Here is an 18,515-nt window from a genome sequence, read left to right on the forward strand (position 1 = left end):
ACAAAAAAGGGAGCCTTCGGGCTCCCTTTTTCATGCACGCCGAAACGTTTATTCGACGTTGACGGTGATTTTCTTCGAGACGACAGGTGGATCGAATGCCATGTGATTTTTGTCACCCAGCTCCAGCTGCAAGGTGTGCTTGCCCGGGGCCAGTTTGATTTCCGCGAAGGTCTGAGCCTTGCCAAAATGCATGTGATTGGCGTCGGTCGGTACCACGGCGCCTGCCGGAACAATGTCCTTGGCGTCGATCAGCAGATGATGGTGGCCGGTATTCGGAGTGGCATCACCGGCGGGTGCCAGTGCGACGTCCTTGGTTCCGAACTTGACGGTGAAGGTTTGCGAAACCGTGGCCCCGTCCTCGGGAGAAACGATGAACACTTCGGCGCCTTTCGGGGCCGGGGTGGCCGCACTGGCCAACACCGAAACACCCATCAGCACACCAGCCAACGCTGCACGTGACATAAAGCTTTTCATTTTCTTCTCCAGTTTTTCCGTAAAATCCGCGCGGTCATGACAACTTCATGACCATTCGTTGTCGAAGGCACTCGACAACCATAGCAAAGCGAGCCTGACTCAGAGCGTCGCCATAATGATTTCAAAGGAGTGACCATGCGTTTTCTGCCTGGCCTGATCTGCCTGCTACCCCTTTTGAGCCCATTGGCTCACGCCGAACTGATTGATGACGTCAACGACCGTGGCGAATTGCGCATCGCCCTTGAGGCTAATACACCGCCCTTCAATTTCAAGGACGGCGACACACTCACGGGGTTCGAGGTCGAGCTGGGGCAACAACTGGCCAACGAGCTGGATGTACGCGCCGACTTCATCGTCACTGACGAAGCAGACTTGCTCCAGGGCGTGGAAAGCGGCAAGTACGACGTTGCGCTCAATCACATAGCACTGACACCTGAACTCAAGGATCGTTTCGATTTCAGCGAGTCCTACGGCAAGGTCGATTCGCAGCTGTGGGCGAAGAAGGACGAACAGCCACGGCCGATGGTGCTGGTGCAGACGTTGACTGAAGAGAAGCCGAAAGCGGCGACACCGGTGGAGTTGGCGATTCCGTTTCAGAAGGGTAATCCGGCGTTTCAGGCCAGCCTTGCGGGTGCGCTGCAGCGGATCAAGGCGGATGGGCGGTTGGCGGCGTTGTCGCAAAAGTGGCTCACCGACCCCAAATGAACACACAAACCCTGTAGGAGTGAGCCTGCTCGCGATAGCGGTCTGTCAGTCATTCATGGATGTGCTGATAGATCTCTATCGCGAGCAGGCTCACTCCTACAGGGGGTCTGCGCTGGGCTTTTAGTCGGGTTGAGTCAGGGCCATTGCGGCCTGCGGCAATTCCAACTCACTGAATACCTGCACCCCATGCCGTTTGAGCAACGCGGCCGTTACGCCTTCGCCGGTGACCTTCACCCCACTGAACGTCCCGTCATAGGTCAGCAAGTTCCCGCAGGAAGGACTGTTGGCCTTGAGCACCGCCACACGGATGCCATGTTTCTGCACCAGTGCCAGCGCCTGCCGCGCGCCATCGAGAAACTGCGCGCTGACGTCCTCGCCTTCGCTGGTGATCACCGCCGCCGTGCCATCAAGCACTTCGACGCCCTGCCCACCCGGAATTTCCGCCGCGGCACGTGGGGTCGGCAAGCCTCCGGCGACTTCCGGACACAACGGCACCACCCGCCCTTCAGCGATCCACTGTTCGAGCAGATCGAATGGCCCGCTGGCTCCGCCGTCGTAACGCACACGGTGGCCCAGCAAGCAGCGGCTGACCAGAATCTTCTGCATATCAGAACGGCTCGTTGCCACGGCGGCGGAACCAGCCGGTCAGCGACAGGCGCTCGCGGTTTGCCGGCAGCACTTCGTGCGGCACTTCACCGGAGAGGAATACCACCAGACAGCCGCCAGTGGGCTGCACGTCATGAACCCGGTCTTCCCCCAGGTACATGCGCAACTGACCGCCGTCTTCCGGCAGCCACGCGTCATTGAGGTAGACCACCGCCGAAACCATGCGCCGGTCATCATCGCGGAAGCGGTCGACGTGCTTGCGGTAAAACGCGCCCGGCGGATAGAGGGCGAAGTGACACTCGAAATCTTCCAGCCCCAGGAACAACCCGCGATTGAGCGCCTCGCGCAGGCTGTCCATCAGGTTCAGATAACGGTCGCTGGCCTCGGCCTGCCCCGGGTCGATCCACTGGATGTGGTCGCCGCGAATGCCCTCGCGAATCTCCGAAAATGGCCCACGGCCCACCGCCGCCGGCGCCAGCTCACCCTCGGCCTCACGTTTGCGGCACTCGGCCGCCAGCTCACGGGTCAAACCCGCGGGCAGGAAAATGTTCTGCTGCGACCAGCCATGTTCGGCCAGGTCGTCGACGATGCGTAACAGCAGCGGGTGTTCAGAGGATATTTGCATGGCGCGCATAGTATGCCTGCGGCAAGAAATCCGACAGAGCCACGCAGCGGCTTGCCACGAATTCTCGACAAGTACCGGCACCGCACGGAGAATAGTCCGCTGCTGACAGGAGTCCCTATGCGCCGTTTGCTTTTTTCACTGTTGATGTTCTGCGTTTTGCCCGCCTGGGCGGACGGCCACGATCAGCTGTACAAGATCGCCGGCTGGCCAGATCAACGTGCGCATTTCAATGACGCCCTGAGTGCCGCGCAGCAGCGCTATCAGAACAACCTGCCGCCTGCGGTGTTTCAAGCCCTGGTCAACAACAGCAACCAGCGCTTCGCCCCCCAGGCCATGGATCAGCGTGCCGAAGCGCAACTGCGCCAGCACCTTGCCGATCCACAACCGGCGCTGACCTTTTTCCAGTCGCCACTGGGCCGCAAGATCGTCGCCGCCGAGTTGCTGGCGACCCGCCGCGATCAGTTGGCGAAGAACGCCAAGGGCCTGCCGAAGATGCAGGCCAGCGACAGCCGCCTGCTGATCATCGGCCATCTGGCGCAAGCGCTGCCGGCACGCGAGGCCGGCGCCGAAGTCAGCCTGGCGATTGCCGGCGTGGCGGCAGACAGCTTGAGTTCGATGATTCCGGGCCTGCTCGGCGGCGGTCAGGCGCAAGGCATGTTGAACGGCCAGCGCCAGCGCCTGATGGATCAGATCGGCGCCGACATGAACAACACCCTGCTCTACGTTTACCGTGATCTGTCGGATGACGAACTGGAGCAGTTCGCGACGTTTGCCGAATCTACCGAGGGCAAGGCGTATTACCAGGCGGCACTCGCGGCGATTCGCGCGGGGCTGGCGGTGGGGCAAAGCGCTTCAAGCCTTGGCCAGTGATCTTTATCGCCTGACAGGCCGCCTTCACGAGCAAGCCCGCTCCCACATGCTGGAATGCATTCCCCCTGTGGGAGCGAGCCTGCTCGCGAAGAGGCCCTCAAAAGGCCCTAGAGATTCCGCCCTCTGATCCGCTTGTTCAGAAACTCGAAATACTCCTCGCGCATTTCCAGCGTCTCATTCGCCAGATGGTGCCGCGCCTCTGGCAGCAACAGAATCTGCGGCCGGTCGAACTTCCATTTCATCACCTGCAAATTGTGCTGCCAGTCCACGGTCATGTCCGCCTGCCCCTGAATGATCAGTGGCCGTCGCGGACTTTTTTTCGCGTGTTCCACACGGATGATCCAGCGCGACAGGGCACCGACCCACGCGGTCGGCAAGCGTTTGGGTTGTAACGGGTCGGCCTGCAGGAACGGCAGGAATGCCGGGTCATTGGAATTCTCGCTGAAGCGCCGGGTAACGCCCCGCACGAAAGGCCTGAGCAGGTAATAACTGAGCTGCGACCAGCCCCACGCGCGCGGACGCACCAGCGGCGCCAACAGGATCAACTGGCCTTGCGCTGGACTGTGCTCGCCATGGTTGAGCACATGGTCGACGACGATCGCGCCGCCCGTGCTTTGCCCGCACAGGTGCCAGGGCTGCGGCAGGGCGATCGAATTGGCTTCGGCGAACAAGGCTTGCAAGGCGTCCTGATATTCAGAGAAATCGCGGATACTGGCCCGGGGGCCGCTCGACAGACCATGCCCCGGCAAGTCGCAGGCGATCACCGCGAAATCCTGATCCAGCGCCCACTCGATCACATGCCGATACAGCCCTGTGTGGTCGTAAAAACCGTGCAGCAGAAACAGCGTGCCCTTGACCTTCTCCGGCCACCAGCAGTGGCTGACCAGCTCATAGCCATCCACTTCGAAGCGCCCCATGCCGCGCCAGACATCACGCTCGGGGAAGTCGGTCTGGTAGAACCGCTGATATGCCTTGGCCTCGTCCGACAACGGCTGCCATTGGGCCAAAGGCTTGAGGCTGGCGCGTAAATGATCGGCATCGAAAGTGTCAGGCATGCGGGTATTCCAAAGCGGTAAACAGACTTTATCGGCCTGCGATATTCATCTGTTGCGGCAAGCATGGCAAGCTAGCGGCCCTTCGAGGATCGAAAAACCATGCGTTCGCCCTACCGCACCGCACTGTTTGCCAGCCTGCTCGCGCTTGTGTGTGCCGGGGTGCTGTGGGCGGCGTACGACTGGTTTCAGGGCCGCTACCTGCGGGCCTTCAGCCAGCACACGGCAGTGTTTTCCGGTGATCCGCTGCGCCTGCCGGATGATCTCGCCGGCCCCGGCAACATTCGCCTGGTGCACTTCTGGGACCCGGCCTGCCCGTGCAACGTCGGTAATCAGCAGCACCTGACCGAGATGGTCGAGCAGTACGGCGCGCGCGGTGTGGAATTCTTCGCCGTGCAGCGCGCCGGCTCCCACGGTCAATTACCCGCGACCCTGAGCAACCTGAAAACCATCGCCGTACTGCCCGGCTCCGAGCAGATTCCCGCAAGCCCCGCCGTGGCGATCTGGGACCGCAGCGGCAAGCTGGCGTACTTCGGGCCTTACAGCGAAGGGCTGACCTGCAACTCCAGCAACAGTTTTATCGAACCGATCCTCAATGCCCTGACGGAAGATCGCCCGGTCAACGCCACGCACACCCTGGCGGTCGGCTGTTATTGCCCGTGGCCGGTGGTGGCGCAGTAAGGCATTCCGGACTTTTCGAGGACAGCGATGCACGGCACGGAAGGTCTGTGCTAATTGTTTGCAGCCCGACGGGCGGCAATCCCGCATGCACAAGGAGTCACCATGAAACGCGTTTTCACCGTTCTTGCCTTGCTCATCGTTGTTCTGCTCGCCGGCGTCGGCTGGTACGTCTACAGCAAACAGCCGACGCGTCAGGGCCAGGTGGAGCTGCGCAACCTGCAAGGTTCGGTGACGGTGCGTTACGACGGGCGTGGCGTGCCGCACATCCGCGCCGAAAACGAAACCGACCTCTATCGCGCCCTTGGCTACGTGCATGCCCAGGACCGCTTGTTCCAGATGGAAGCCATGCGCCGCCTCGCGCGTGGCGAGCTGGCCGAAGTGCTCGGGCCGAAGCTGCTCGACACCGACAAGCTGTTTCGCAGCCTGCGCATCCGCGAACGCGCCGCCAGTTATGTCGCCAGTCTCGACAAGCAGTCACCGGCGTGGAAGGCCCTGCAAGCCTATCTGGACGGCATCAACCAATATCAGGACAGCCACGCCGCACCGGTCGAGTTCGACGTGCTGGGCATCCCCAAGCGGCCGTTCACGGCGGAGGACAGCATCAGCGTCGCCGGTTACATGGCCTACAGTTTCGCCGCCGCGTTTCGCACCGAACCGCTGCTGACCTACGTGCGCGATCAGCTCGGTGCCGATTACCTCACCGTCTTCGACCTCAACTGGCAACCCAAGGGCGTGCTTGCCAAAGGTCGCGCCAACCCGCCCCCGGCCCTCGCCGCCAGCGACTGGAAAGACCTCAACGCCCTCGCCCGCCTCAGCGAACAGGCGCTGATCGAAAACGGCCTGCCGCAATTCGAAGGCAGCAACGCCTGGGTGATCGCCGGCAGCCGCAGCCAGAGCGGCAAACCGCTGCTGGCCGGCGATCCGCACATTCGCTTCTCGGTGCCATCGGTGTGGTACGAGGCGCAACTGTCAGCGCCGGGCTTTGAACTCTACGGTCACCATCAGGCGCTGGTGCCGTTCGCCTTCCTCGGCCACAACCTGGATTTCGGCTGGAGCCTGACCATGTTCCAGAATGACGATCTGGATCTGATTGCCGAGAAGGTCAACCCGGACAACCCGAATCAGGTCTGGTACCACGGCCAGTGGACCGATCTGGTCAGCACCGAGCAGCAGATTGCGGTGAAGGGCCAGGCGCCGGTGACACTCACTCTGCGCCAGTCGCCCCACGGTCCGATCGTCAACGACGCCCTCGGCACGGCTGCCGGCAAGACCCCGATCGCCATGTGGTGGGCGTTCCTCGAAACGCCGAACCCGATCCTTGAAGGCTTCTACCAGCTCAACCGCGCCGACACCCTGGCCAAGGCCCGCGCCGCAGCGGCCAAGGTCCAGGCGCCGGGACTGAACATCGTCTATGCAAACGCCAAGGGCGACATCGCCTGGTGGGCTTCGGCGCTGCTGCCCAAACGCCCTGTCGGGGTGAAGCCGGACTTCATTCTCGACGGCAGCAGCAATCAGGCGGACAAGGACGGCTACTACCCGTTCAGCGCCAACCCGCAGGAAGAAAACCCGGCGCGCGGCTACATCGTCTCGGCCAACTTCCAGCCGCTGTCGCCGACCGGAATGGAAATCCCCGGTTACTACAACCTGGCTGATCGCGGCCAGCAGCTCAACCGCCAGCTCAGCGACAAAAACGTGAAGTGGAGCAACGAAGCCAACCAGAAGCTGCAACTGGGCACCACCACCGCCTACGGCCCGCGCACCCTGGCGCCGTTGCTGCCAGTATTGCGGGAGGTGGTGAGCGATCCGGCACAACTGAAACTGGTCGAGCAACTGGCGCAGTGGCCAGGCGACTATCCGCTGGATTCGGTCAGCGCGACGGTATTCAACCAGTTCCTCTACGACCTCGCCGATGCGGCCATGCGTGATGAACTGGGCAACGATTTCTTTGAAACGCTGCTGTCGACCCGGGTGATCGACGCCGCCCTGCCGCGCCTCGCGGCGAACGCAGATTCACCGTGGTGGGACAACCGCAACACACCGAACAAGGAAACCCGCGCCGACATCGTGAAAGTGGCGTGGCAGGCGAGCATGGCGCACCTCAAACAGACCCTCGGCGACAACCCGTCCGACTGGCAATGGGGCACCGCGCACACCCTGACCCACGGCCATCCGCTGGGGCAACAGAAACCACTGGACAAGATTTTCAACGTCGGCCCGTTTGCAGCGCCGGGCAGTCATGAAGTGCCGAACAACCTCTCGGCCAAACTCGGTCCGGCGCCTTGGCCGGTGACGTACGGCCCGTCAACGCGGCGACTGATCGACTTCGCCGACCCGGCGCACAGCCTGACCATCAACCCGGTCGGCCAGAGCGGCGTGCCGTTCGACAGCCACTATGACGATCAGGCCGAGGAGTACGTCGAGGGGATGTATGTGCAGGCGCACTTCAGCGAGGAAGAAGTGACGGCCAATACCCGCAGCACCTTGAAACTGTTGCCGGCGCGGGCTGCTCAATAATCCGCTGTTGTTCAGGCGGACGCCTTCGCGAGCAAGCCCGCTCCCACACAAGACCGCGTGCCACCGGTGGGAGCGGGCTTGCTCGCGAAAGGGCCATCAGCAACACGGAAACCTTCAGAGCAGCACAGAAAAATTCAGCCGAAACTGCTGCGGCGTCACGCCCAACCTTCGATTGAACACACTGCGCATGTGCTGCGCATCGCGAAACCCGCACTGATACGCCACCGTCTTCAGCGGCGCCGCAGTGCTTTCGAGCATCACCCGCGCCGCATCTACCCGCGCCCGCTCGACGAACTCGGCCGGGGTGACCCGGGCCTCGCGAGCGAACACCCGGGAGAAGTTACGCGCGCTCATGTTCGCCGCATTCGCCAGATCGGCAATCGTCAGGTCGCCGGTGAGATTGGCCAGCACATACAGCTGCACCATCGCCACCGCCGAGGTCGGCTCCGCATGCGGCGTGAGGAACGGGCTGAACTGCGACTGCCCGCCCGAGCGCTGCGTGAACACCACCAGCCGCTTGGCCACGCTCAGTGCCACTTCAGCGCCGTGATCGCGAGCCAGCAGGTACAGCGACAGATCGATCCCTGCCGTAACCCCGGCCGAGGTGTAGAGCACGCCATCTTCGACATACAAGCGATCGGCCTCGACCCGGGTCGATGGACACAACTGCGCCAGGGCCTGAGCGTCGTTCCAGTGGGTGGTCACGGTGCGCCCTTCCAGCAGCCCCGCGCGCGCCAGCATGAACGCGCCGTTGCAGATCGATCCGAAACGCCGTGCGCGAGCGCTGGCCTCACGCAGCCAGGCGTCGAAGACCCGGCCAAAATCCATGAACGGCAACTGCGGGCCGCCGGCTACCAACAGCAAGTCATAAGCGTCGAGCGCGTCGCTGAAATGCCGATGAGCAGTGAGGTTCAAACCATTGGAACAAGCCATCTGGCCCTGCTCGACACCGATCACTTCCAGCCGATAGTGATCCTCGGTCGGCAGAAACCGGTTGGCCTCGGCGAACACATCCATCGGCCCGCTGACATCCAGCGCCTGCACGCCGGGGAACACCACGATGGCGACGGTTTTGTTCATGACTCAAACGTCCTCAATGCCTGCGGCAAACAAAAACCCTGCGGGAGCGGGCTTGCTCGCGAAAGCGGTGTGTCATTCAACAGATCAGTTGAATGTCATGGCCCTTTCGCGAGCAAGCCCGCTCCCACATGGACCGTGCCTGTCTTGTTGATCGGGCCAACCCTAGCCAATCCACGCCCAACAAGCGAGGTTTGGCACGATTTGCAGGTCGATTGGCAAGGATCGCAGCCATGCGTTGATTGTCCGTTTAGTGCCTTGAGGAACAGACTTTGTCCATCGGCGCCACGACGGCGTTTTCGACGAGGACTAGCAGATGAGCAGCACCATTGCCGGCATCAAAATCCCTGACAGCGCGTTGGCCCGGGCCACCACCGAGTACATTCGCGACATCGAATCCGATCTGCTCTACCACCACTCGCGTCGGGTGTTCCTGTTCGGCGCACTGAGCGGTGAGCGCCAGCAACTGGCCTACAACCCGGAGTTGCTGTACGTCGGCGCGATGTTCCACGACCTCGGGCTGGTACAAGGCTATCGCAGTGACGACGAACGTTTTGAAGTGGATGGCGCCAATGCGGCAGCGGCGTTTCTCAAGCCATACGGGCTGAGCGATGACGACATCGAACAAGTGTGGCTGTCGATTGCCCTGCACACCACACCCGGTGTGCCCAAGCATTTGCGGCCGACCGTGGCGCTGGTGACCGCAGGCGTCGAGATGGACGTGCTGGGCATGGACTACGCGGCGTTCAGCAGCACCCAGCGCGAGGCCGTAGTGCATGCGCATCCACGTGGGGAAGGTTTCAAGGAATGCATCATCTGCGCATTTGCCGACGGCTTGCGCCATCGTCCGCAGACGACCTTCGGCAATGTGAAGACCGATGTGCTGATGGATCAGGAGCCGGGGTTCAAGCCGATGAACTTCGTTGAAGTCATCCGCAAATCGCCCTGGAGCGCCTGAGCAGCGCAAAAACTGTGGGAGCGAACCTGCTCGCGAAAGCGGTATGTCAGTCAAATTGATATCGACTGACAATCCTCATTCGCGAGCAGGCTCGCTCCCACAAGTTTGGAATCGGGTTGGCCAGCAAGAGGCCAACCCGGTGTTGCTTTAAGCCGCTTCCGGCGCAGGTGCGCGGCGCACGTCCGGTTGCTTCCACGAGTCGGCTGCGCCTTCTTCGATGGCTTGCTGGATGGCTTTCTTGCGCGCTTCTTCGGCACGGCGACTGAAGAACCAGACCATGAAGGTGACGATCGACACTGCCAGCAGAATCAGACTGGCCACGGCGTTGATCTCCGGCTTCACGCCCAGACGTACCGCCGAAAACACTTCCATCGGCAGGGTGGTCGAACCCGGGCCGGAGACGAAGCTCGCCAATACCAGGTCGTCCAGCGACAGGGCGAAAGACATCATGCCGCCCGCCGCCAGCGAAGGCGCAATCATCGGGATGGTGATCAGGAAGAACACTTTCCACGGCCGAGCACCGAGGTCCATGGCCGCCTCTTCGATCGACAGGTCCAGCTCACGCAAGCGCGCCGACACCACCACCGCCACGTACGCCGCACAGAACGTCGTGTGGGCAATCCAGATAGTGACGATGCCACGCTCCTGCGGCCAGCCGATCATTTGCGCCATGGCCACGAACAGCAGCAACAGCGACAGACCGGTGATCACTTCCGGCATCACCAACGGCGCCGTCACCAGCCCGCCGAACAGCGTGCGGCCCTTGAAGCGGGTGATCCGGGTCAGCACGAATGCCGCCAGCGTACCCAGCGCCACCGCGGCAACCGCGGTGTAACAGGCGATTTCCAGCGAGCGCACCACCGAACCCATCAGCTGGGTGTTGTCGAGCAGGCCGACGTACCACTTGATCGACCAGCCACCCCACACCGTCACCAGCTTGGAGGCGTTGAACGAGTAGATCACCAGGATCAGCATCGGCAGGTAGATGAACAACAAACCCAGGACCAGCATCAGGCTGGAGAAACGGAAGCGCTTCATTCTTTACCCTCCATTTCCTTGGCCTGACTGCGGTTGAACAGAATGATCGGCACAATCAGGATCGCTAGCATCACTACCGCCAGCGCGGACGCCACCGGCCAGTCACGGTTGTTGAAGAATTCTTGCCAGAGCACTTTACCGATCATCAGGGTTTCCGGACCACCGAGCAGTTCCGGGATCACGAATTCGCCCACCACCGGGATGAACACCAGCATGCAACCGGCAATGATCCCGTTCTTGGACAGCGGAATGGTGATTTTCCAGAAGCTGTTGAAGGTGCTCGAACCGAGGTCGGAAGCGGCTTCCAGCAAGCTGTGATCGTGCTTCACCAGGTTGGCGTACAGCGGCAGGATCATGAACGGCAGGTACGAATAAACCACGCCGATGTACACCGCAAGGTTGGTGTTGAGGATCTGCAGCGGCTCGTCGATGAAGCCCATGCTCATCAGGAACCCGTTGAGCAGGCCGTTGTTGCTGAGGATGCCCATCCACGCGTAAACGCGGATCAGGATAGCGGTCCAGGTCGGCATCATGATCAGCAGCACCAGCACCGTCTGCAGCTCTTTACGCGCACTGGCAATGGCGTAGGCCATCGGGTAGCCGATCAGCAGGCACAGCAGCGTGCTGAAGAAAGCCATCTTCAGCGAGCCGAGGTAGGCGGCGATGTACAACTCGTCGTCGCCGAGCATCGCGTAGTTGCCCAGATTCAGCAGCAGTTGCAGCTTCTGCTCGGCGAAGGTGTAGATCTCGGTGTACGGCGGGATGGCCACGTCGGCTTCGGCGAAGCTGATCTTCAGGACGATGAAGAACGGCAGCATGAAGAACAGGAACAGCCAGATGAAGGGAACCCCGATGACCAGCTGGCGGCCACCGGGAATTATTCGATTGAGGCGGCGTTTGAATTTGCGCATGTTCATGAGCGAAGTACCACGCCGCTGTCGTCTTCCCACCACACGTAAACCTGATCGCCCCAGGTCGGACGCGCGCCGCGACGTTCGGCGTTGGCAACGAACGACTGCACCAGTTTGCCGCTCGGCAGTTCAACGTAGAACACCGAGTGACCGCCCAGGTAGGCGATGTCATGCACCTTGCCGCTCGACCAGTTGTACTCGCAGGTCGGCATTTCGGCGGTGACCAGCAGCTTCTCCGGACGGATCGCGTAGGTGACCGATTTGTCCTGCACCGAAGTGCTGATGCCATGGCCGACGTAGATCTGCCGGTCGAGGTCCTTGCAGGTGATGGTCGCGTGGCCTTCGGCGTCGTCGATCACTTCGCCTTCGAAGATGTTCACGTTGCCGATGAATTCGCAGACCAGACGGCTGGTCGGGGTTTCATAGATGTCGATCGGGCTGCCGATCTGGGCGATCCAGCCCAGGTGCATGATCGCGATGCGCTCGGCCATGGTCATGGCCTCTTCCTGGTCGTGGGTCACCATCACGCAGGTCACACCCACGCGCTCGATGATCTCCACCAGCTCCAGTTGCATCTGCGAACGCAGTTTCTTGTCCAGTGCGCCCATCGGTTCGTCGAGCAGCAGCAGCTTCGGCCGCTTGGCCAGCGAACGCGCCAGGGCCACCCGCTGACGCTGACCGCCAGACAGTTGATGCGGCTTGCGCTTGGCGTACTGGCTCATCTGCACCAGCTTGAGCATTTCGGCCACGCGGGCATCGACTTCAGCCGTCGGGATCTTGTCTTGCTTGAGGCCGAAGGCGATGTTCTGCGCCACGGTCATGTGCGGGAACAAGGCGTACGACTGGAACATCATATTGATCGGTCGCTCGTACGGCGGCATGTCGGTGATGTCGACGCCGTCGAGGAAAATGCGCCCCTCCGTGGGCCGTTCGAACCCTGCCAGCATCCGCAGCAGAGTGGATTTGCCCGATCCCGAACCGCCGAGCAGGGCGAAGATCTCGCCTTTCTTGATTTCCAGGGACACATCGTCCACGGCAATCGTCTCGTCGAACTTCTTCGTGACCCGGTCGATTTTGACCAACACCTGTTTAGGTGTCTGGTCGCCCTCGAGGGCTTTCTTATAGGCGCCGGAGGCAACTGCCATTTACGAAACTCCCAGAAAAAAACAGTGCAGTTCGCCCTATGCGGACGAACCCAGGATAGTTTGTGCCTTATTTGCCCGACTTGACCTTGGTCCAGCTGCGGGTCATCAAACGCTGAATATTGGGTGGCAACTCGGTCGACACGTAGGTCTTGTCGAGGACTGCTTGCGGTGGATAAACCGCTTCATCGGTGCGGATGGACTGTTCCATCAGCTTGTCCGAACCCGGGTTGGGGTTGGCGTAACCGACGTAATCACTGACCTGGGCGATCACCTCAGGTTTCAGCAAATAGTTGATGAAGGCGTGCGCTTCCTTGACGTTGGACGAGTCCTTGGGAATCGCCAGCATGTCGAACCACAGCGCGCCGCCTTCTTTGGGGATCGAGTAGGCGATGTTCACGCCCTTCTTGGCTTCTTCGGCACGGTGCTTGGCCTGGAAGATGTCGCCGGAGAAGCCGATGGCCACGCAGATGTCGCCGTTGGCCAGATCACCGATGTATTTCGAAGAGTGGAAGTAGGTCACGTAAGGACGCACGGCGAGCAACTTGGCCGTGGCCTTTTCGTAATCCTTGGGATTGGTGCTGTTGGCGTTCAGGCCCATGTAGTTGAGCACGGTCGGCATCATTTCATCCGCCGAATCGAGGAACGCTACGCCGCAGCTGTGCAACTTCTTGATGTTCTCCGGCTCGAACAGCACGCTCCAGGAATCGATCTTGTCGATACCGAGCACGGCTTTGACTTTCTCGACGTTGTAGCCGATGCCGTTGGTGCCCCACAGGTACGGTACGGCGTAGAGGTTGCCCGGATCGTTCTGCTCCAGACGCTTGAGCAGCACTGGATCGAGGTTCGAATAGTTCGGCAGCTGCGCCTTGTCGAGCTTCTGGAACGCGCCCGCCTTGATCTGCTTGCCGAGGAAGTGGTTCGACGGCACGACCACGTCGTAACCGGTCCGCCCGGCCAGCAACTTGCCTTCCAGGGTTTCGTTGGAGTCGAACACGTCGTAGACCGGTTTGATCCCGGTGGCTTTCTCGAAGTCGGCCAGGGTGGTCTCGCCGATGTAATCCGACCAGTTATAAATATGCACCGTACCGGCGGCCTGGGCTCCGACAGCGATCGTCAGGCCGGCAGTGGCCAGCAGGGCTTTGCGCAAAGAAGAAAAAATAGGCAAGTGGAGGTCCTCTAAATTAGTTGGGCCCAAGTTGCCCCGCGTTACATGACAGCCATCGCTGCCCGGCAACCAAACCGGCGCGCAACTTACCCTCGAAAAACCGTTCCTGCAAAACTTCCTGTCATTTAATTGATCCGCTGGCCGCCTTCGCGGGGACGACGGCCAGCGGTTGCTGCGTCAAACCGGCTTATTTGCCGGATTTGATCTTGGTCCAGCTGCGAGTCATTTCACGCTGGGTAGCCGCTGGCAAATCGGCGATCGCATACAGCTTGGCCTGCACGTCGGCTGGCGGGTAGATGCCTGGATCGCTGGTGATGTCTTTATTCACCAGTGGCGTTGCAGCGGCGTTACCGTTCGGGAAACGTACGGCGTTGGTGATGCCGGCCATGACTTCAGGCTTCTGCAGGAAGGTCATGAATTTGTAGGCGCCTTCAACGTTTTCGGCATCCTTGGGGATGGCGACCATGTCGAAGAAGCTGCCAGCGCCTTCCTTCGGAATGGCGTAGCTGACTTTGACCTTGTCACCGGCCTCGGCGGCACGGGACTTGGCCTGCTGCACGTCACCCGAGTAGCCGACCGCTACGCAGATGTTGCCGTTGGCCAGGTCCGAGATGTACTTGGAGGAGTGGAAGTAGGTGATCGAAGGACGAATCTTGAGGAACAGGTCCTCGGCTTTCTTGATGTCTTCTTTCTTCTGGGTGTCGGTAGGCAGGCCCAGGTAGTGCAGCGCGACCGGGAGCATTTCAGTCGGCGAATCGAGGAAGCTCACACCGCAGCCCTTGAGCTTGGCGATGTTTTCCGGCTTGAGCAACACGTCCCACGAGTCGATGGTGTCGACGCCCAGTGCAGCCTTGACCTTCTCCGGGTTGTAACCGATGCCGATCGAGCCCCACATGTACGGGAAGGCGTGCTTGTTGCCCGGGTCGCTGACCGACACGGCCTTGAGCAGGTCCTGGTTGAGGTTTTTCCAGTTAGGCAGCTTGGACTGGTCCAGTTCCTGGTAAACGCCAGCCTTGATCTGCTTGGCCAGGAAGTTGTTCGACGGCACAACCACGTCATAACCGGACTTGCCTGCCAGCAGCTTGGCTTCCAGGGTTTCGTTGCTGTCGAATACGTCGTAGACGACTTTGATCCCGGACTCTTTCTCGAAGTTGGCGATGGTGTCCGGAGCGATGTAGTCGGACCAGTTGTAGACGTGCAGTACTTTGTCGTCCGCGTGAACCGCGCCCGCCATCATGCCCGCGACGGACAAAGCGAGAAGAGTCTTGCCAGCAAGCTTTTTACCTAATGCCTTCATGCGTCATGCTCCAAATTTTTCTTTTTTGAACCACTTTGTTCAGCGGCCGAACCCCGACAACTGGAACCGCGGCTAGTCTGGCAAGATCGGAGGCGGTCTTTCAAGAAAAGGCCAACCTTTCTGACACCTTCGAGCGAGAGCGCCGCAGCTCCCCCGCTCGAAGCCTAGCACTTAGGCCTGCAATGCACTGAGGGTCAGGTCCAGGCACTTGCGTGCCTTTGTAACCAGCTCATCGATCTCCGCCTTGCTGATCACCAGCGGCGGCGCAATGATCATGGTGTCGCCCACGGCACGCATGATCAGGCCGTTATCGAAGCAGAACTGCCGGCAGATCATGCCCACACCCTTGCCCTCGTAACGCTTGCGAGTGGCCTTGTCCTGCACCAGCTCGATCGCCCCCAGCAAACCGACGCCGCGCACTTCACCCACCAACGGGTGGTCGTTGAGTTCGCGCAGACGTTTCTGCAAATACGGTGCCGTTTCGTTGTGCGCGTTCTCGATAATTTTCTCATCGCGCAGAATCCGGATGTTTTCCAGACCCACCGCTGCCGCCACCGGATGCCCGGAGTAGGTGAAGCCGTGGTTGAAATCGCCGCCTTCGTTGAGCACCTTCACCACTTCGTCGCGCACGATCAGGCCACCCATCGGGATGTAACCGGACGTCAGGCCTTTGGCGATGGTCATCATGTCTGGCTTCAGGTCGTAGAAATCGGAACCGAACCACTGACCGGTGCGGCCGAAACCGCAGATCACTTCGTCCGCCACGAACAGGATGTCGTACTTGGCGAGGATTTCCTTGATGCGCGGCCAGTAGCTGTCTGGCGGAATGATCACGCCGCCGGCACCCTGGATCGGCTCGGCAATAAAGGCACCGACGTTGTCCACGCCGACTTCGAGAATCTTCTCTTCCAGCTGATTGGCCGCCCAGATGCCGAACTCTTCCGGCGACATGTCACCGCCCTCGGCGAACCAGTACGGCTGCGCGATGTGGACGATACCCGGAATCGGCAAGTCGCCCTGTTCGTGCATATAAGTCATGCCACCCAGGCTTGCGCCGGCCACGGTGGAACCGTGATAACCGTTCTTGCGGCTGATGATGACTTTCTTGTTCGGCTGGCCCTTGATCGCCCAGTAGTGACGAACCATACGCAGCATGGTGTCGTTGCCTTCGGAGCCGGAACCGGTGAAGAACACGTGATTCATGCCTTGCGGCGCGACGTCGGCAATGGCCTTGGCCAGTTCCAGCGCCGGCGGGTGCGCGGTCTGGAAGAACAGGTTGTAGTAAGGCAGTTCGCGCATTTGCTTCGCGGCTGCGTCAGCCAGCTCATCGCGGCCATAACCGATCGCCACGCACCACAGACCCGCCATGCCATCGAGGATCTTGTTGCCCTCGCTGTCCCACAGGTACACGCCCTTGGCGTTGGTGATGATCCGTGGACCCTTCTCTTTCAGCTGCTTGAAGTCGCTGAACGGGGCCAGGTGGTGATCGCTGCTCAGGGCTTGCCACTCACGGGTTTGCGGGTTGTTGCTGGTCATGCCAATTCTCCTTGTTATCGGTGAAGGCGCGGCTGCTGACAGCCGCGCCCGGCGTATCAGACGGCGAAGAGCAGGTACTCACGCTCCCAGGAACTGATCACGCGCTTGAAGTTTTCATGCTCGGCCCGCTTGACCGCGACGTAGCCTGTGATGAAAGTCTTGCCGAGGTATTTCTCGACGGTGGTGCTGTTTTCCATGCGCTCCAGTGCGTCCTCGATGGTCAGCGGCAGGCGCAGGTTGCGGCGTTCATAGCCACGACCGACCACCGGTGCGCTCGGGTTGAGCCCCTCGACCATGCCGATGTAACCGCAGAGCAGGCTCGCGGCGATCGCCAGGTACGGGTTGGCGTCGGCGCCCGGCAGGCGGTTTTCCACGCGGCGGTTCTGCGGGCCGGCATCCGGTACGCGCAGGCCCACAGTGCGGTTCTCTTCGCCCCATTCCACGTTCACCGGCGCCGAGGTATCCGGCAGGAAGCGGCGGAACGAGTTGACGTTCGGCGCGAACAGCGGCAGCAACTCCGGGATCAGTTTCTGCAGGCCACCGATGTGGTGCAGGAACAGCTGGCTCATGGTCCCGTCTTCATTGGAGAAGACGTTCTTGCCGGTCTCGATGTCGATGATGCTCTGGTGCAAGTGCATCGCACTGCCCGGCTCACCGGTCATCGGCTTGGCCATGAAGGTTGCGGCCACGTCGTGCTTGAGCGCGGCTTCACGCATGGTGCGCTTGAACACCAGGATCTGGTCGGCCAGCGACAGGGCGTCACCGTGACGGAAGTTGATTTCCATCTGCGCCGTGCCGTCCTCGTGGATCAGCGTGTCGAGGTCCAGCTCCTGCAGTTCGCACCAGTCGTAGACGTCTTCGAACAGCGGGTCGAATTCGTTCGCTGCTTCGATGGAGAACGACTGACGACCGATTTCCGGACGGCCCGAACGGCCAATCGGCGGCTGCAACGGATAGTCTGGGTCGTCACTGCGCTTGGTCAGGTAGAACTCCATTTCCGGCGCCACGATCGGCTGCCAGCCCTTGTCGGCATAGAGTTTCAGGACTTTCTTGAGGACGTTGCGCGGCGACAGCTCGATCGGGTTGCCTTGCTTGTCGTAGGTGTCGTGGATCACCTGGGCGGTCGGCTCGATGGCCCATGGCACCAGATACACGGCGTTCTGGTCGGGGCGGCAGATCATGTCGATGTCGGCCGGGTCGAGCAGTTCGTAATAGATGTCGTCTTCGACGTAGTCGCCGGTCACGGTCTGCAACAGCACGCTTTCCGGAAGGCGCATGCCTTTTTCGGCGATGAACTTGTTGGTCGGCGAGATCTTGCCCCGGGTGATACCGGTCAGGTCGCCGATCATGCATTCGACTTCTGTGATCTTGTGGTCTTTCAACCAATCGGTGAGCTGGTCGAGGTTGTTACTCATAAATGCCTCTGGGCTGAGTCTCCTGACATCGTGTCAGGCAAAGTTTGACGCCGTGGCGTCGCGTTAAAGGGGGCTTGCTTGCGCGCAGTGCCGGCTTACGCCTGGCACCGCGCATAGACAATGAAAGAGGAGCTTACCTGCCCTTTACGCTGGCGTTGCATTTCCTGTGCACATTCAAGGCGTGCAGAATCACGAGCACGGCTTGTCAAGCGGCACAGGCTTTGGGACTCAAAGAGATCTATATTGGAAGGAGACGCCATAAACAGGATGCTTGGCCGTACGTCCAGAATAACGGACGCTGCCGTTCTGGCTGCTGCCGACGAGAACATCGTCGACAGACCGCGAGCCTTGCTGGCTGCGCTACGGACGGATTTGTCGCCACTGATGTGTTGAGCATGCAGACCGGACTGTTGCGAGCAGTCGGTGATGCCGATTAACGGCAGGCG

General features: G+C 60.8%; 17 protein-coding genes. 5 read left to right on the forward strand and 12 right to left on the reverse strand.

Annotated elements, in window-relative coordinates; all coding sequences use genetic code 11:
• Positions 1-48: 48 nt before the first annotated feature.
• Complete coding sequence (locus AC0J41_RS24980; protein ID WP_025112045.1) at positions 49-474, reverse strand: DUF4399 domain-containing protein; 426 nt, start codon at positions 472-474, stop codon at positions 49-51.
• Between the two features lie 135 nt (positions 475-609).
• Between AC0J41_RS24980 and AC0J41_RS24985 the strand changes: the two genes are divergently transcribed.
• Complete coding sequence (locus AC0J41_RS24985) at positions 610-1,179, forward strand: transporter substrate-binding domain-containing protein (protein WP_473013859.1); 570 nt, start codon at positions 610-612, stop codon at positions 1,177-1,179.
• 120 nt (positions 1,180-1,299) lie between these two features.
• On the opposite strand, the gene AC0J41_RS24990 is transcribed toward AC0J41_RS24985, so the two are convergent.
• Both AC0J41_RS24990 and AC0J41_RS24995 read right to left on the reverse strand, forming a co-directional pair.
• Entirely contained in the window at positions 1,300-1,785 is a 486-nt protein-coding gene (locus AC0J41_RS24990) for a 2-thiouracil desulfurase family protein (RefSeq protein WP_025112043.1), read from the reverse strand.
• Position 1,786: 1 nt separating this feature from the next.
• Entirely contained in the window at positions 1,787-2,419 is a 633-nt protein-coding gene (locus AC0J41_RS24995; protein WP_025112042.1) for a 2OG-Fe(II) oxygenase, read from the reverse strand.
• A gap of 108 nt (positions 2,420-2,527) precedes the next feature.
• Between AC0J41_RS24995 and AC0J41_RS25000 the strand changes: the two genes are divergently transcribed.
• The gene (locus AC0J41_RS25000) at positions 2,528-3,280 is read left to right on the forward strand and encodes a DUF2059 domain-containing protein (RefSeq protein ID WP_025112041.1); all 753 of its coding nucleotides are present in this window, start codon (positions 2,528-2,530) and stop codon (positions 3,278-3,280) included.
• A 107-nt stretch (positions 3,281-3,387) separates the two neighbouring features.
• Here AC0J41_RS25000 and bipL read toward each other — a convergent pair whose 3' ends face one another.
• Entirely contained in the window at positions 3,388-4,335 is a 948-nt protein-coding gene (bipL, locus tag AC0J41_RS25005) for a phospholipase BipL (RefSeq protein ID WP_025112040.1), read from the reverse strand.
• 99 nt (positions 4,336-4,434) lie between these two features.
• Between bipL and AC0J41_RS25010 the strand changes: the two genes are divergently transcribed.
• Positions 4,435-5,013, forward strand: a complete 579-nt coding sequence (locus tag AC0J41_RS25010) for a DUF6436 domain-containing protein (RefSeq protein ID WP_473013860.1) — start codon at positions 4,435-4,437, stop codon at positions 5,011-5,013.
• A gap of 102 nt (positions 5,014-5,115) precedes the next feature.
• Entirely contained in the window at positions 5,116-7,527 is a 2,412-nt protein-coding gene (locus AC0J41_RS25015; RefSeq protein ID WP_473013861.1) for a penicillin acylase family protein, read from the forward strand.
• Positions 7,528-7,641: 114 nt separating this feature from the next.
• On the opposite strand, the gene AC0J41_RS25020 is transcribed toward AC0J41_RS25015, so the two are convergent.
• The gene (locus AC0J41_RS25020; RefSeq protein ID WP_473013862.1) at positions 7,642-8,607 is read right to left on the reverse strand and encodes a GlxA family transcriptional regulator; all 966 of its coding nucleotides are present in this window, start codon (positions 8,605-8,607) and stop codon (positions 7,642-7,644) included.
• A 313-nt stretch (positions 8,608-8,920) separates the two neighbouring features.
• Here AC0J41_RS25020 and AC0J41_RS25025 point away from each other — a divergent pair, with 313 nt between their 5' ends.
• The gene (locus AC0J41_RS25025) at positions 8,921-9,562 is read left to right on the forward strand and encodes an HD domain-containing protein (RefSeq protein ID WP_025112036.1); all 642 of its coding nucleotides are present in this window, start codon (positions 8,921-8,923) and stop codon (positions 9,560-9,562) included.
• Between the two features lie 147 nt (positions 9,563-9,709).
• Here the strand turns inward: AC0J41_RS25025 and AC0J41_RS25030 are convergent, their stop codons facing one another.
• From AC0J41_RS25030 to AC0J41_RS25060, 7 genes are all read right to left on the reverse strand, one after another.
• Positions 9,710-10,600 (reverse strand): ABC transporter permease subunit, encoded by an 891-nt coding sequence (locus AC0J41_RS25030; protein WP_025112035.1) that lies wholly within the window; start codon positions 10,598-10,600, stop codon positions 9,710-9,712.
• A complete protein-coding gene (locus AC0J41_RS25035) occupies positions 10,597-11,478 on the reverse strand; it encodes an ABC transporter permease subunit (protein WP_174823756.1) in 882 nt (293 codons plus the stop codon). The genes AC0J41_RS25030 and AC0J41_RS25035 overlap by 4 nt, the downstream gene beginning before the upstream one ends.
• A 35-nt stretch (positions 11,479-11,513) precedes the next feature.
• On the reverse strand, positions 11,514-12,656 hold the full coding sequence (locus tag AC0J41_RS25040; protein WP_025112033.1) for an ABC transporter ATP-binding protein: 1,143 nt from the start codon (positions 12,654-12,656) through the stop codon (positions 11,514-11,516).
• A 67-nt stretch (positions 12,657-12,723) separates the two neighbouring features.
• Positions 12,724-13,821, reverse strand: a complete 1,098-nt coding sequence (locus AC0J41_RS25045) for a polyamine ABC transporter substrate-binding protein (protein ID WP_025112032.1) — start codon at positions 13,819-13,821, stop codon at positions 12,724-12,726.
• Between the two features lie 187 nt (positions 13,822-14,008).
• The gene (locus AC0J41_RS25050) at positions 14,009-15,118 is read right to left on the reverse strand and encodes a polyamine ABC transporter substrate-binding protein (protein ID WP_025112031.1); all 1,110 of its coding nucleotides are present in this window, start codon (positions 15,116-15,118) and stop codon (positions 14,009-14,011) included.
• Positions 15,119-15,289: 171 nt separating this feature from the next.
• Positions 15,290-16,654 carry an aspartate aminotransferase family protein gene (locus AC0J41_RS25055; RefSeq protein WP_025112030.1) on the reverse strand — a complete coding sequence of 455 codons (1,365 nt, stop codon included), beginning with the start codon at positions 16,652-16,654 and terminating at the stop codon, positions 15,290-15,292.
• 56 nt (positions 16,655-16,710) lie between these two features.
• Complete coding sequence (locus tag AC0J41_RS25060; protein ID WP_025112029.1) at positions 16,711-18,069, reverse strand: glutamine synthetase family protein; 1,359 nt, start codon at positions 18,067-18,069, stop codon at positions 16,711-16,713.
• Between the last annotated feature and the right edge of the window lie 446 nt (positions 18,070-18,515).

The sequence above is a fragment of the Pseudomonas sp. Arb-4-2C genome (assembly GCF_055755015.1).